11 protein-coding genes are annotated in these 13,577 nt (G+C 64.1%); all 11 read right to left on the bottom strand.

Features of this window, described 5'->3' with window-relative positions; translation table 11 throughout:
• Positions 1-3: 3 nt before the first annotated feature.
• Positions 4-1,659 (bottom strand): GMC family oxidoreductase, encoded by a 1,656-nt coding sequence (locus ACX93L_RS07080; protein WP_459404210.1) that lies wholly within the window; start codon positions 1,657-1,659, stop codon positions 4-6.
• A gap of 150 nt (positions 1,660-1,809) precedes the next feature.
• On the bottom strand, positions 1,810-2,583 hold the full coding sequence (locus ACX93L_RS07075) for a 3-ketoacyl-ACP reductase (protein WP_459404209.1): 774 nt from the start codon (positions 2,581-2,583) through the stop codon (positions 1,810-1,812).
• Complete coding sequence (locus tag ACX93L_RS07070; protein ID WP_459404208.1) at positions 2,580-4,088, bottom strand: FAD-dependent oxidoreductase; 1,509 nt, start codon at positions 4,086-4,088, stop codon at positions 2,580-2,582. Before ACX93L_RS07070 ends, ACX93L_RS07075 begins: the two co-directional genes overlap by 4 nt.
• Positions 4,089-4,096: 8 nt before the next feature.
• Positions 4,097-5,212 carry an ABC transporter ATP-binding protein gene (locus tag ACX93L_RS07065; protein WP_459404207.1) on the bottom strand — a complete coding sequence of 372 codons (1,116 nt, stop codon included), beginning with the start codon at positions 5,210-5,212 and terminating at the stop codon, positions 4,097-4,099.
• Positions 5,213-5,217: 5 nt separating this feature from the next.
• Positions 5,218-6,099 carry a carbohydrate ABC transporter permease gene (locus ACX93L_RS07060; protein WP_459404206.1) on the bottom strand — a complete coding sequence of 294 codons (882 nt, stop codon included), beginning with the start codon at positions 6,097-6,099 and terminating at the stop codon, positions 5,218-5,220.
• Positions 6,099-6,977 (bottom strand): carbohydrate ABC transporter permease, encoded by an 879-nt coding sequence (locus ACX93L_RS07055; protein ID WP_169592522.1) that lies wholly within the window; start codon positions 6,975-6,977, stop codon positions 6,099-6,101. The genes ACX93L_RS07060 and ACX93L_RS07055 overlap by 1 nt, the downstream gene beginning before the upstream one ends.
• Before the next feature lie 224 nt (positions 6,978-7,201).
• Positions 7,202-8,443 (bottom strand): ABC transporter substrate-binding protein, encoded by a 1,242-nt coding sequence (locus ACX93L_RS07050; protein WP_169592526.1) that lies wholly within the window; start codon positions 8,441-8,443, stop codon positions 7,202-7,204.
• Between the two features lie 199 nt (positions 8,444-8,642).
• Positions 8,643-10,151, bottom strand: coding sequence for an aldehyde dehydrogenase family protein (locus tag ACX93L_RS07045; protein ID WP_459404205.1), 1,509 nt, complete (start codon positions 10,149-10,151; stop codon positions 8,643-8,645).
• On the bottom strand, positions 10,151-10,930 hold the full coding sequence (locus tag ACX93L_RS07040) for an enoyl-CoA hydratase/isomerase family protein (protein WP_459404204.1): 780 nt from the start codon (positions 10,928-10,930) through the stop codon (positions 10,151-10,153). The genes ACX93L_RS07045 and ACX93L_RS07040 overlap by 1 nt, the downstream gene beginning before the upstream one ends.
• Positions 10,923-12,533, bottom strand: coding sequence for an acyl CoA:acetate/3-ketoacid CoA transferase (locus ACX93L_RS07035; protein WP_459404203.1), 1,611 nt, complete (start codon positions 12,531-12,533; stop codon positions 10,923-10,925). The genes ACX93L_RS07040 and ACX93L_RS07035 overlap by 8 nt, the downstream gene beginning before the upstream one ends.
• An 8-nt stretch (positions 12,534-12,541) precedes the next feature.
• On the bottom strand, positions 12,542-13,543 hold the full coding sequence (locus tag ACX93L_RS07030; protein ID WP_459404202.1) for a Gfo/Idh/MocA family protein: 1,002 nt from the start codon (positions 13,541-13,543) through the stop codon (positions 12,542-12,544).
• Between the last annotated feature and the right edge of the window lie 34 nt (positions 13,544-13,577).

The following is a 13,577-nucleotide window of genomic DNA, read 5'->3' as shown; positions in this document are numbered from 1 at the left end:
GCCCTATCGGATGTTCGCCCGCGCCCGGGGGCGCTGGTCGTTGCGTTCATGGGTGAAGACCGCCGGCGGCAGGGGTGCCCGATCGCGGATGATGTCGGCACCCTTTTCGCCCACCATGATGGTCGGCGCATTGGTATTGCAGGAGGGAACCCGCGGCATGACCGAACTGTCGCAGACGCGAAGACCCTCCAGTCCCCGCACCTTGAGGTCCAGCCCGACCACCGCCATGGAGTCGCTGCCCATCTTGCACGTGCCGACCGGATGGTGATCGGTCTTGGCATTGGCGCAACCGTAGTCGAACAGCTCCTCGTCGGTCATGACCTTGGGACCGGGCAGGCGCTCGGCCATGATGTAAGGCTTCAGCGCCGCCTGCTGGAAGATCTCGCGGGCGATCTTCAACCCCTCAAGCGACATCTTGCGATCGTGCGGGTCCTCCCAGTAGTTGGGGTCGATCAGCGGCGCTGCCGCCGGGTCGGACGAGGAGAGACGCACCGTGCCGCGCGAGCGCGGATGGAGATAGGCGGAATTGAGCGTCACGCCGGCATTCTTCAGCTTCTCGACGCCGGCCTCGATGCCGGAACCGAGACCCAGATGGAACTGGATGTCCGGGGAGCGCGCCTCAGGGTCCGCATACCAGAAGCCGCCCGTCTCGAAGAGCGAGGAGGCGACCGGCCCGGTGCGGAACAGCACATATTCGATGCCGGCCCATAGTGTGCGATGGAGCTTCGCCACGCCGTCATAGGTGTGGTCGCCGGTGCATTCGGAAATGACGAACAGGTCCAGATGGTCCTGCATGTTGGACCCGACGCCCGGCAGGTCATGCCGGACATCGACGCCCACCGACTTCAGGTGATCGGCCGGGCCGATACCCGACTGTTGGAGCAGCTTTGGCGAGCCGATCGCGCCGGAGGAAACCAGCACCTCCCGCTCGGCGCGGATCGTCTCGACACCCCGGCCGGTGACCACCTCGACGCCGACGGCGCGCGTGCCTTCCAGCACGATGCGGGCGACGCGGGCGCCGGTGCGGATCGTCAGGTTCTTGCGATCCTTGATCGGCGACAGATAGGCAAGCGATGCGGAAGAGCGGCGGCGATTGCGCTGGGTCAGCTGGTAGAAGCCGACGCCGGCCTGCTGCTTTCCATTGAAGTCGTGATTGTAGGGAATGCCGAGTTCCTGGCCGGCGCGGATATAGGCGTCGCAGATCGGCAGGGCCGAGACCGGCATGGAGACGCCGAGCGGGCCACCATAGGAATGGTAGTCGTCGGCGAAGCGCTGGTTGTCCTCGGCCCGCTTGAAATAAGGCAGGACGGAGCGATAGTCCCAGCCGTCGCAGCCATCCTCCGCGGCCCAGAGATCGTAGTCGGCGGCATTGCCGCGGGTATAGAGCTGCGCATTGATCGAGGAGCCGCCGCCTATCACCTTGGCCTGGGTGTAACGCAGCACGCGGCCCTTCATGTGCTTCTGGGGCACGGTTTCCCAGCCCCAACTGGCGACGCCCTTGGTCATCTTGGCAAAGCCTGCCGGCATGTGGAACAGGGGGTTCCAGTCCCCGCCGCCCGCTTCCAAGAGCAGTACCCTGACCGTCGGATCTTCCGACAGGCGATTGGCGAGCACGCAGCCCGCCGGGCCGGCGCCCGTGATGATGTAGTCGTAGGTCATAGCGTCTTCCCCAACCAATTCCTTTGTGACGTGCCCCTCATCCGCCTGCCTGCACCTTCTCCCCGCAAACGGGGAGAAGGAAACTTGCCGCAGCGTCTCCATCCCCTCGCCCCGCTTGCGGGAGAGGGTCAGAGTGAGGGACAATCAAGTTCACAGCCTTCCGATCGAAAGGCCGCCATCCAGATCGATCACCGAACCGGTGGCGAAGGCGAAGCGGCCGGAGGCGAGTGCCGACACCACTCCGCCGATGTCGTCGGGCTCACCCCAGCGCCGCATCGGAACCAGGCCCTCGGCGATCAGTGCGTCGTATTTTCCGGCAACACCGGCTGTCATGTCAGTGCGAATGATGCCGGGGCGGATCTCGAAGACGCCGATGCCCTTTTCCGCGAGATAGAGGGCAAGCCCCTTGCTGAAGGCCGAAAGCCCGGCCTTGCTCATGCAGTAGTCGAGGCGTTCCGGAGAACTGAGTTCCGCCGAGACGGAGGTGATGTTGACGATCGACCGGGCCTCTTCCGATGCGCCCGATGCGAGCATGGCCTTCAGCACCGCCTGGGTGAAGAACACCGTGCCGCGAAGGTTGGTCGCGACCACGCGATCGAAGTTCTCCGGCGTCAGGTCGAGGAAATCACCGCGCACGACCGAGCCCATGCCGGCATTGTTGACGAGGCAATCGATCCGCCCGAAGCGGGCCATGATCTTCTCGACGGTCGCGGCATGACCGCCGACATCGGACAGGTCCGCATCGAAATAGGCGGCAGCAACGCCTCGCCTTTCGAGCTCGGCGAGAACGCCATCGTCCTGAGCGAGCGGACCGAGGCCGGTCACGGCGATATCGAAGCCGTCGCCGGCGAGCGCGCGGGCGATGCCGAGGCCGATGCCGCGCCGGCCTCCGGTTATGATCGCGAGAGGACGTGGGCCGGTCATGCTGCAAGGTCCTCCCGGACGATATGATCCGCGACGCGCAGCGCCTGAGCCGCGACCGTCAGCGCCGGATTGACGGCAGCGGAGGTGGGCAGGCAGGCGGCATCGACCACGAAGAGGTTCGGGTGATCGTACGACCGGCACCAGACATCGAGGGGTGATGTTGCCGGGTCATTGCCGATGCGAACCGTACCGCACTGATGCGACGGCGTGCGCTTGTCGAACGGACGCGAGAGCACGATCGGGAAGCCCGCGGCCTTCAGGACCCGCTTCAGATGCGCCACCAGGTCGAGATGAGCGTCCCAGTTGGTGCGATGCCATTTGAGCACGATCCGCTCACCGTCGACCATGATGCGGCTTTCCGGATGGGGAATGTCCTCGCTCATCGCATAGAAGTCGATCGCATGGCGCGAAACGCGCTCCAGCAGCCATTCGGGGACGGAAGGCATATTGGCCTTCAGGATCTTGCCCGACACGCGCCCGAGAAGTTGGACATTGCCGAGCGGCGGCCCGCCCTTTCCATCCGACAGATAGAAATCGTTGAAGCCGAAGGTCTTCTGGTAGATCGAGGTGTTGCGATAGAAGGGCGAGATCGCCAGAACGGCGCTCGAATTGTGGTTCATGAAATTGCGACCGACCTGGTCGGAAGAATTCGCAAGCCCCCGCGGATGACGGTCGTTCGCCGAGCGCAACAAGAGGACCGCCGATTGCACGGCACCGGCAGAAAGGATGACCATGCGCGGAGCGATCCGTTCGCTGGTTCCGTCGCGAAGCACATGGACGGCTGTTATCCGGCGGCCATCCTCGGAGGTTTCCAGCCTGGTGACGCGGGAGCGGGTCTGGAGCGTGACGTTCGGGTAGCCGAGCGCCAACGCGAGCGCCGTCGTCTCGGCGTCCATTTTGCCGTCGTGGCAGTTCGGGTGCGCGTCCCAGGGGGTCTTCGCCTTGGCGAGCCAGCGATCGAGGTCCAGACCGAGCGGCAGGGAATAGGGATGCATACCATTCGCCTTCAGCCTTTGTCGAACGGAGGCAACGGCCGGCTCATCCGGCACGGGCGGAAAGGCATAGGGTCGCGAATGGGCCGGCTCGGTCGGGTCCTCACCGAGGCTGCCACGCACCTGATAAAGCCGCTCGGCCTCGGAGTACCAGGGCTCCAGTTCCTCATAGGGAAACGGCCAGGCCGGAGAGACACCCTCGCGGTGTTTCATCTCGGCAAAATCCTCGGCGCGATAGCGGACGAGCACGGCGCCGTAGAATTTCGAATTGCCCCCGACATTGTAGTAGTTGCCGGGATTGAAGGGTGTGCCGTCGGCCTCGTACCACATCTCCTTCGGGCGGAAGTGACCACGCTGGAAGATCGCGCGCTGATCGCGATTTTCGGGCAGGTCCGCGATGTGATCGCCGGCCTCGAGGATCAGGATATTCGCGCCGCTCGGCGCAAGGCCGGCAGCGACGGTCGCGCCGCCGATCCCCGAGCCGATGATGACGATGTCTGGCGTGCTCGTCATGGCGGTTCTCAGGCGATCCGGCTTTGCGTCTTCGGATCGAAGAACACCGCCTTGTCGAGATTGAAGGCAAGCTTGGCCGTCTGGCCGGCAGCGATGCGGGCATCGGCCCTGAGGCGCGCGACGACTTCCTTGCCGCCGAGCTTGGTGACGGCAAATGTGTCGGAGCCGGCGGGTTCCACCACCTCGATCAGGCACTCGCCCTCGACCAGGGTACGGGCATTGCGGTCGGATCCGTCGGGATCGGTCAGCGCTTCCGGGCGAATGCCGAAGACGACCTCGCGCCCGGCATGGGCCGACAGGGCGGCCTTGTCCGTCGCAAGCGGCAGGGACAGCGGCGTGCTGCCCGGGCGGTCGAGCGTGATGGCGAGGCCGCCTGACCCGTTCTCGACCCTGGCCGTCAGCAGGTTCATCGCGGGCGAGCCCATGAAATCGGCGACGAACATGTTGGCAGGGTTGTTGTAGATTTCGGCCGGCGAGCCGAATTGCTGCAACACACCGTCCTTCAGCACCGCGATCTTGGTGGCGAGCGTCATTGCCTCGATCTGGTCGTGGGTCACGTATACGATCGTGGTCTTCATGCGGTTGTGGAGCCGCTTGATCTCGGTGCGCATATCGACGCGCAACTTCGCGTCGAGGTTGGAGAGCGGCTCGTCGAACAGGAAGACCTGTGGATTGCGCACCAGGGCCCGGCCCATCGCGACGCGCTGGCGCTGGCCGCCGGACAGTTGGCTCGGCTTGCGATCGAGAAGGTGGCCGATCTGCAGCATCTCGGCCACACCGGCGATCGCCCGGTCACGTTCTTCCTTCGGCACGCCGCGGATTTCCATGCCGAAGGCGATGTTCCCGGCCACCGTCATGTTCGGATAGAGCGCATAGGACTGGAACACCATGGCGATGTCGCGCTTGGACGGCGGCAGGCCGGCGACGTTTCGGCCGTTGATGGCGATTTCGCCAGAAGTGATCGGCTCGAGCCCAGCGATCGTGTTGAGCAGGGTCGACTTGCCGCAACCGGAAGGACCGACCAGAACCAGGAAGCCGCCTTCCTCGATCTCGAGATTGATGTCCTTCAGGATTTCGAGGGCGCCGTAGGATTTGCGCAGGTGTGAGATCTTGAGAAACGACATGGGCCTTATCCTTTCACTGCGCCGGACATCAGGCCACGCACGAAGTAACGGCCGGAGACGATGTAGACGATGAGGGTGGGCAGGGCGGCGAGGATCGCGCCCGCGAAGTGGACATTGTATTCCTTGACGCCGGTCGAGGACGACACGAGGTTGTTGAGCGCAACCGTCATCGGCGTCGACGATGCGCCGGAGAACGAAGCCCCAAACAGGAAGTCGTTCCAGATGTTGGTGAACTGCCAGATGACGGAGACGACGATGATCGGCCCGGAGGACGGCAGGAGAATGCGGTAGAAGATCTGGAAGAAGCTCGCGCCGTCGATCTGCGCCGCCCGCACCAGTTCGGTGGGGAAGTTCTCATAGTAATTGCGGAAATAGAGCGTCGTGAAGCCGAGGCCGTAGACCACGTGCACCAGGATCAGGCCCCAGATCGAGCCGGCCAGTCCCAGCAAGCCCAGAATGCGCGCCATCGGGATCAGCACGATCTGGAAGGGAATGAAGCAGGACAAGAGCAGCAGGCCGAAGAAGACGTTCGAGCCTGGGAAACGCCACTTCGTCAGCACATAGCCGTTGAGGGCACCGATGATCGTCGAGATGGCGACGGCCGGGACGACCATCAGGATCGAATTGATGAAGAACGGCTTCAGCCCGGTCGGCTGGACGCCGATCTGCGCGGTCGACCATGCCGAGAGCCAGGGCTCGACGGTCCATACCTTCGGCAGGTTCAGCATGCCGCCCTGGCGGATCTCTTCCAGGGGCTTCAGGGAGTTCACCACCATCACGTAGAGCGGCAGCAGATAGTAGACGGCGAAGAGGATCAGCGCCGAGTAGATAAGCGCGCGGACCAGGCGGCCGTGGGAGATGACATTGTCGGGGCTCGACGCACTCATCAGCGTTTTCCTCCGCGGATCTCGGAATAGAGGTAGGGCACTATGATCGAGAAGATCATGATCAGCATGATGATTGCGGACGATGCGCCGATGCCCATCTGGTTGCGGGTGAAGGTGTAGGAATACATGAAGGTGGCCGGGACCTCGGTCGCCTGGCCGGGGCCGCCGCCCGTCAGTGCCACGACGAGGTCGTAGGCCTTGATGGCGAGGTGGGCGAGCACGACGAAGGCCGAGAGGAAGACCGGGCGCATCAGCGGAATGATGATGCGGCGATAGACGGTGGCGGTGGAGGCGCCGTCGATCTGCGCGGCCTTGATGATCTCGTTGTCGACGCCGCGCAGGCCGGCGAGGAACATCGCCATGACGAAGCCGGAGGATTGCCAGACGGCTGCGATCACGACGCAATAGATGGCGTAGTTGCGGTCCTTGATCCAGTCGAAGGCGAAGCTCTCCCAGCCCCAGAGGTGCATGGTGTTCTCGAGCCCGATGCCCGGATCGAGGAACCATTTCCAGGCCGTTCCCGTGACGATGAACGACAGTGCCATCGGATAGAGATAGATCGGCCGGAGCAGCCCCTCGGCGCGGATCTTCTGGTCGAGCAGGATCGCAAGGGCCAATCCGAGAACCGAGCAAATGACGATGTAGAGCGAAGCGAAAATGCCGAGATTGGTCAGCGCCCGCCACCAGTGCGGCAGGTTCCAGAGCTTGGCATAGTTGGCGAACCCGACGAAGTTGTAGGAGGGCAGCATCTTGCTGTCGGTCATCGACAGGAACCCCGTATAGGCGATGAAGCCGTAAACGAAGACGAGTACGATGAGGAAACTGGGTGCCAGCACGAGCTTTGGCAAAAGCTCCTGCAGCCGGCTGCGACTGTCCATGGTCGGTACCACCGTTTTCTTGTGTATTTTCAATTTTCTGGCGAGGGGTGACGCCCCTCATCCGCCTGCCGGCACCTTCTCCCCGCGAGCGGGGAGAAGGCAGATGCGGCACCGCGTTGGCCGTCCCCTCTCCCCGCGTGCGGGGGTCCGAAGGACGGGTCGAGACACGCGGCTCGACCCCGGTCGGGTCAGGGTGGGGGGGCAGATACCCCCGTCCCGTGGCTTTACTTTGCGCCCTCGACAGCCGCCGCCAGTTCCTTGACGGCTTCGTCGGAGTTGAGTTCGCCGTTGAACGCGCGGGTGACCACGTCGTAGATGGCGTTCTTCACGGCTGCCGGATTGGCGTGGCCGTGTGCCATGGAGCCGAACAGCGTGCCGCTGGTATTGGCTTCCGCCAGGTCCTTGATCGCCTTCTTGCCGCAATCGTCGAAGGCTTCGTCGGAAACATCCGTACGCGCCGGTGCCGAGCCCTTGACGACGTTGAAGGCCGACTGGAAGGCCGGGCTCTCGATGGCGGAGGCCATCTGCAGCTGGGCCGGAACCTTGTCGTCCGAAACCTTGAACATGGCGAACTGGTCGGAGTTGAAGGTTACCGAGCCCTGCGTTCCGGGGAAGCGCATGCAGACGAAGTCGGAGCCCGGCTTCTTGCCGGCCTTGATGAACTCGCCCTTGGCCCAGTCGCCCATGAACTGCACGCCGGCCTTGCCCTCGATGACCATGGCGGACGCGAGGTTCCAGTCGCGGCCGGAGAAGTTGTCGTCGACATAGGTGCGGAGCTTCGCCATGCGGTCGAAGGCTTCCTTCATCTTGTCGCCGGAAAGCGCTGCCGGATCGAGATCGATAAAGGCCTGCTTGTAGAAGTCGTTACCGAGCGACAGCACGACGGCGTCAAAGATCGTCGCGTCCTGCCACGGCTGGCCGCCATGGGCGACCGGGGTGATGCCCTGGGCCTTGAAGTTGTCGAGCAGAGCGACCAGCTCGTCCCAGTTCGTCGGCTCCTTGCCGCCGGCCTTTTCGAGGGCCGCCTTGTTGATCCACAGCCAGTTGGTCGAGTGAACATTGACCGGCGCGGCGATCCAATGACCGTCATACTTCGAGAACTGTTGCAGGGCGGTCGGGATCACCTTGTCCCAGCCTTCCTTGGCGGCGATATCGTCGAGATTGCCGAGCGCGCCTTCCTTGGCCCAGTCGAGAATGTCGAAGCCGAGCATCTGAACCGCGGTCGGCGCATTGCCGGCGGTGACGCGGGCGCGCAGAACGGTCATGGCTTCGGTGCCGCCACCGCCTGCGACCGGCATGTCGGTCCAGGAAATTCCCTTGCCTTCGAGGTCCTTCTTCAGGACGTCGAGCGCGGCCGCTTCGCCGCCGGACGTCCACCAGTGCAGCACTTCAACGTTCTCGGCGGCCTGGGCGAGGCCGGCCATCATCGTCAGCGTTACAGCAGTCGTAGTCAAAAACTTGCGCATCGTATTCCTCCCGTTTGCAAGTCGTGCCGGCGGAACTCCTCCCCGCCGTTTGGGTGGGTCCGCTGCTCCTCGCATCGGACCCGATATTTCACGCGGTCTCCCACCGCGAGGGTATTAAAGAATTCATAATTTGACCAAGGTCAAGAACGTCGGCGCATAATTTTAAATCGATTGAAGCATATGTATTCCGGGCTTCTTTTCATCGCGGCATCCACCATCCGGTGCGGGCGCCGATATGCATGTTGAGCGTCTTGGTCTCGGTGTAGTCCTCGACAGCATGGCGGCCGAGTTCCCGGCCAAGGCCCGACTGGCGATAGCCCCCAAAGGGCAGTTCGGCCGCGCCATCCATGAAGGTGTTCATCCAGACCGTACCCGCCCGCACCTTGCGACCGACGGTCAGGCAGGTGTCGAAATCACGGCTCCAGACCCCGGCGGACAGGCCGTAGTCGATGGCATTGGCGATGCGGATCGCCTCTTCCGTCGTTTCGAAGGTCAGCACCGACAGGACCGGACCGAAGACTTCCTCGCGGGCGACCGCCATGTCCGGGGTGACCTTGTCGAGGATGGTGGGGGCCATGAACTGGCCCATGCCGAAATCGATCGCCGAACCGCCATAGGCGATGTTGGCGCCACCGGCCGCGGCGCCCGATACATAGCCGGAGATCTTTTCGAGATGCTGCGGCGTGATGATCGCGCCGACCTGTGTCGTCGGATCAAGCGGATCGCCGACCTTCACCGCGCTCGACAGCTGGGCGACACGGGCGACCACATCGTCGGCTATGCTCTTGTGCAAAATCAGCCGCGAGCCGGCATTGCAGCATTCGCCGGCATTGAACCAGGCACCGAAGACGGCCGCATCGACGAATTCGTCGATGTTGGCATCGGGGAAAACGATCTGTGGATTCTTGCCGCCGAGTTCCAGTGACACCTTCTTGAGGGTCTGGGCGGCGTTCGCCATCGTCAGCTTGCCGACTCCCGTGGAGCCAGTGAACGAGATCATGTCGACCGCCGGATGCGTCGTCATCGGCGCGCCGACCTCCGGGCCGGTGCCGACCAGGATGTTGACGACGCCGGCGGGCACACCCGCCTCGATCAGGATCTCGCCGAGAACAAGCGTCGAACCGGAGGTCAGTTCCGACGGCTTGACGACACAGGTGCAGCCGGCGGCAAGCGCGAACGGCAGCTTCTGGCTGACGATCAGGAAGGGGAAGTTCCAGGGCGTGATGATCGAGACGACACCGATCGCTTCCCGCAGCACGACGCCAAGGGTACCGTCGCCGAGCGTATTGTAGCTCTCGCCATGCAGGTCGCGGGCCAACGCCGCAGCATAGCGCCAGATGTCGGCTGCACCGGCGATTTCACCCTTGACCTGGGTGATCGGCTTGCCGGCCTCGACTGCGTCGAGATAGGAGATTTCGTCGAGGCGTTCTTCGATGAGCGTGGCTGCCTTCAGTAGAATCCCGGACCGCTCGGAGGCCGTCATGCGCGGCCATGCTCCCTCGTCGAAGGCCTTGCGGGCAGCGCGAATGGCACGCTCGGCATCTGCCGCGCCGGCCTGCTGGTAGCGGCTGACGACCACGCCGTGTCCGGGCGCCACGCGCTCGAGCGTGCGACCTTCGGCACCTCCGACCCACTCACCGTCGATCAGCATGGAGAATTCGCGAACCGTCGTATCTTCGATCTTCCGCGGCGTTACGAGTACCGGCATTACCATTCTCCCTTGAATTCGGCGGTGCGCTTTTCCCTGAAGGCGGACACGCCCTCCCTCAGGTCGCCGGTCTTGGCGACCAGGATCGAACCCAGTGCCTCGACGGCTGCGCCATTGTCCTCGCCGCTGGCGATGGACAGCATGAGTTTCGAGATTTCGACGGCCGCTGGACCGCGCCGGGCGATCCGCGCGGCATAGTCCCGCGCGGCCTTGAGCACTTCACCGGTCTCCACGACGAGGTCGACCAGACCGTTCGCATGGGCTTCTTCCGCGCTGAACATCTCGCCACCCAGCACCATGCGCCGGACGATCTGCGCGCCGAACCGGCGAACCAACCGCTGTGTGCCAGACCAGCCCGGCACCATGCCGAGCGAGGTTTCCGGCAGGCCGATCTTCGCCTGACGCTCGGCAATGCGGATGTCGGCCGCCCCGGCAAGCTCCAGCCCGCCGCCCAAGGCATGGCCATTCATCGCGGCGATGACCGGCATCCGGAGCGTCGCCAGCCGATCGAAGATGCGGTGGCCGTAGCGGACCCACTGGTGGCCGAACTCGGCAGGCTGCATGCCGCCCCAAGCGGCAATGTCGCCACCGGCGGAAAAAGCCTTGCCCTCACCGATCAGGATCAAAACCCGGACCGTGCCGTCGGCCTCGACCCTGTCGAGGACCGCGGAGAGTTCCGCGAGCATGTCGAGATCGAGCGCGTTGAGCTTGTCGGCTCGCGCCAGCGTGATGGTGGCAACGGAGGCTTCCACGGACATCCGGATGCGGTTTTCAGCCATGGGAGGCCTCCAGCACGCGCTTCGGCTTTTGCGGAAGCACCAGGCCGATCGTCGCGTCGCGGAACAGCTCGTGATCCATGCCCTTGAGATCCGGCGAGATGAGCAGCGGGAATTCGCACTGTGCGAGGATCTGGCTCTCAAGGTCGATGCCCGGCGCAATCTCGGTGAGCATGATGCCGTCGGGCGTCAGCTCCATGACGCATCGTTCGGTCACATAGGTGATGTCCTGACCCTGCTCCACGGCGCGGCGGCCAGAGAAGGTGACGTGCTCGACCTCGTTGACCAGCTTCTTCAGCTTACCCTCCTTTTCGACGACCAGACGGCCGTCCTCGATGGAAAGCTTTGCCCCCGCGTTGAACATGCCGGAGAAGACGATCTTTTTGGCACGGGCGGTGATGTCGACGAAACCGCCGGCACCGGCCGTCACGTGCGGCCGGAAGGCTAGCTTGGACACATTGACCGAGCCGTCCCGCCCGATCTCGAGGAAAGACAGGAGCGAGGCATCGAAACCGCCGCCCTGGAAATAAGTGAACTGATACGGCGACGGCATGTAGCCGTCCGCGTTCGACGCGCAGCCGAAGGCGAAATCGAGAAGCGGCACGCCACCGACGGCACCCTGCTCGATCACCCAGATGACAGCACCGTGTAGGCCCTCTTCGAGGAGGATGCGCGGGACATTGGCGGAAATGCCGAAACCGAGATTGACGCAGCTGCCAGCCTCAAGCTCCTGCGCCACGCGGCGGGCGATCACCTTCTGGATGCCGAATTCCGGCAGGTGGAAACTGTCGAGCGGCCGGAAGATCTCGCCCGAGATCGCCGGATCGTAGGGTGTCTGGGTCGTCTGTTTCTGGTCGGGATCGACGATGACATAGTCGACCAGCATGCCGGGCACGCGCACGTCATGCGGCTTCAGCGAGCCATCCTTGGTCAAACGCTTGACCTGGGCAATGACGATGCCGCCGTTGTTGCGGGCGGCGAGCGCCTGGTCTAGGCCGCCGAGATAGGCGCCCTCGTGCTCATAGGTGAGGTTGCCGCGCTCGTCAGCCGTGGTGGCGCGAATGATGGCGACCTGCGGAACGATGGCAGGGAAATAGAGCCATTCCTCTCCCTCGAACGCGATCTTCCTGACGACCGGTTCGGCCGCAGCGGAGGCGTTCATCGCGCAGCCCTGCCGATCCGGATCGACGAAGGTTTCCAGGCCGACCTTGGTGATCACGCCGGGGCGCTTCGCAGCCGCCTCGCGATGCATGTCGAAGAGGATGCCAGAGGGGATGTTGTAGGCGAGGATCTCGTCTCCGGTCACCATCTGCCAGATGAGCGGCGGCTCGGACGTCGACGGACCGGACGGATAGGAGCCGCCGATGATGCGCGCCAGCAGTCCCTTACGGGCGATATGGTCGATGCCCTTGATACCACTCATGTCGCCGGCGGCGATCGGATGCAGCGTGGTCAGGTTCCGCGGATGGCCGGTCGCCTCGAAGCGTTCACCGATCGCCTTCAACATCAGGTCGGGGCAGCCGAGGCCGCTCGACGACGAGACGGAAACAACGGCTCCGTCGGGAATGAGGGCGGCAGCTTCGGCCGGGGTAATCAGCTTGCTCATGATCCTGCTCAGAGTCCGGTTACAATCTTGACGGCCGCGCCGGACGCTGCCGACTTGACGACCGCAATGCCGGTCGCCAGCGACCACAGGCCGTCCTCGCCGGTGGCCGACGGGCTGCCATTGCCAGCAATCGCCGCATGGAAACTGGCTATCGCGCGCTCGTAGAGACCCACCTGGTCGAGCGGCAGTTCGCGCTCACCCTCAGCATTCCGGAGCGTTACGGAGCCCACGGGACGCTGGGTCATCACGTTGCGGGCGATCAGCGAGCCTTCGGTGCCGTGGACCTCGAAACCGGTCTCGGCGAATTTCGCGGTGAAGGCGTCGTGGAACTGGGCGATCAGGCCCGAACGGAAGCGCATTACGCCCATCACGCCGTCTTCAAGCCCTGACTGCCCCATCCCGGCGGACTGGCTGAACGCCGTCACCTCGACCGGGTCGTCGTCGAGGACGAAGCGAAGCGTATCGGCATCGTGCACGGTGATGTCGAGGATGACGCCGCCGCCAGCTTCTGGTCGGTCGAGGCGCCAGCCCTGCAGATGCGGCGGCAGATAGACGGCGTGGAAGACACGCGCGGCCAGCGGCCGGCCGATCTTTCCGGCGGCAATGGCGGCACGCATCGCCCGATGGCTCGCGGCATTGCGCAGGTGATGGTTGGTCGCGAGGACGACACCGGCCTTTGCTGCCTCGGCGACCATGCCGCGCGCGTCATCGAGCGACAGCGCGAGCGGCTTTTCGCAGAGCACATGCTTGCCGGCCCGTGCGGCGGCAATCGCCTGGTCGCGATGCAGTTCGTTCGTCGTCGAGATGTAAACCGCATCGATGCCCGGATCGGCAACGAGTTCGTCGAGCGTCAGCGCAACCCGCGCTATGCCGTTCTCGGCGGCATAGGCCCGACCGCGCTCGGCATTGCTGCTCATGACAGACACGACCTCGCCACCATTGGCGCGGATCGCCTTGATCACCCATTCGCGCGCGATCGTGCTTGCGCCGATCAAGCCCCAGCGGACCATGTCATCCTCCTCCCGGGCAGACCGGACCGGCCGC

Source organism: Rhizobium sp. CAU 1783 (genome assembly GCF_054551725.1).
This window is presented reverse-complemented; position numbering and strand designations above follow the sequence as displayed.

Bases quoted from the DNA above. Each gene is read 5' to 3' on its own strand.
- ACX93L_RS07080 (WP_459404210.1), bottom strand. From the start codon at position 1,659: ATGACCTACGACTACATCATCACGGGCGCCGGCCCGGCGGGCTGCGTG.
- ACX93L_RS07075 (WP_459404209.1), bottom strand. From the start codon at position 2,583: ATGACCGGCCCACGTCCTCTCGCGATCATAACCGGAGGCCGGCGCGGC.
- ACX93L_RS07070 (WP_459404208.1), bottom strand. From the start codon at position 4,088: ATGACGAGCACGCCAGACATCGTCATCATCGGCTCGGGGATCGGCGGC.
- ACX93L_RS07065 (WP_459404207.1), bottom strand. From the start codon at position 5,212: ATGTCGTTTCTCAAGATCTCACACCTGCGCAAATCCTACGGCGCCCTC.
- ACX93L_RS07060 (WP_459404206.1), bottom strand. From the start codon at position 6,099: ATGAGTGCGTCGAGCCCCGACAATGTCATCTCCCACGGCCGCCTGGTC.
- ACX93L_RS07055 (WP_169592522.1), bottom strand. From the start codon at position 6,977: ATGGACAGTCGCAGCCGGCTGCAGGAGCTTTTGCCAAAGCTCGTGCTG.
- ACX93L_RS07050 (WP_169592526.1), bottom strand. From the start codon at position 8,443: ATGCGCAAGTTTTTGACTACGACTGCTGTAACGCTGACGATGATGGCC.
- ACX93L_RS07045 (WP_459404205.1), bottom strand. From the start codon at position 10,151: ATGCCGGTACTCGTAACGCCGCGGAAGATCGAAGATACGACGGTTCGC.
- ACX93L_RS07040 (WP_459404204.1), bottom strand. From the start codon at position 10,930: ATGGCTGAAAACCGCATCCGGATGTCCGTGGAAGCCTCCGTTGCCACC.
- ACX93L_RS07035 (WP_459404203.1), bottom strand. From the start codon at position 12,533: ATGAGCAAGCTGATTACCCCGGCCGAAGCTGCCGCCCTCATTCCCGAC.
- ACX93L_RS07030 (WP_459404202.1), bottom strand. From the start codon at position 13,543: ATGGTCCGCTGGGGCTTGATCGGCGCAAGCACGATCGCGCGCGAATGG.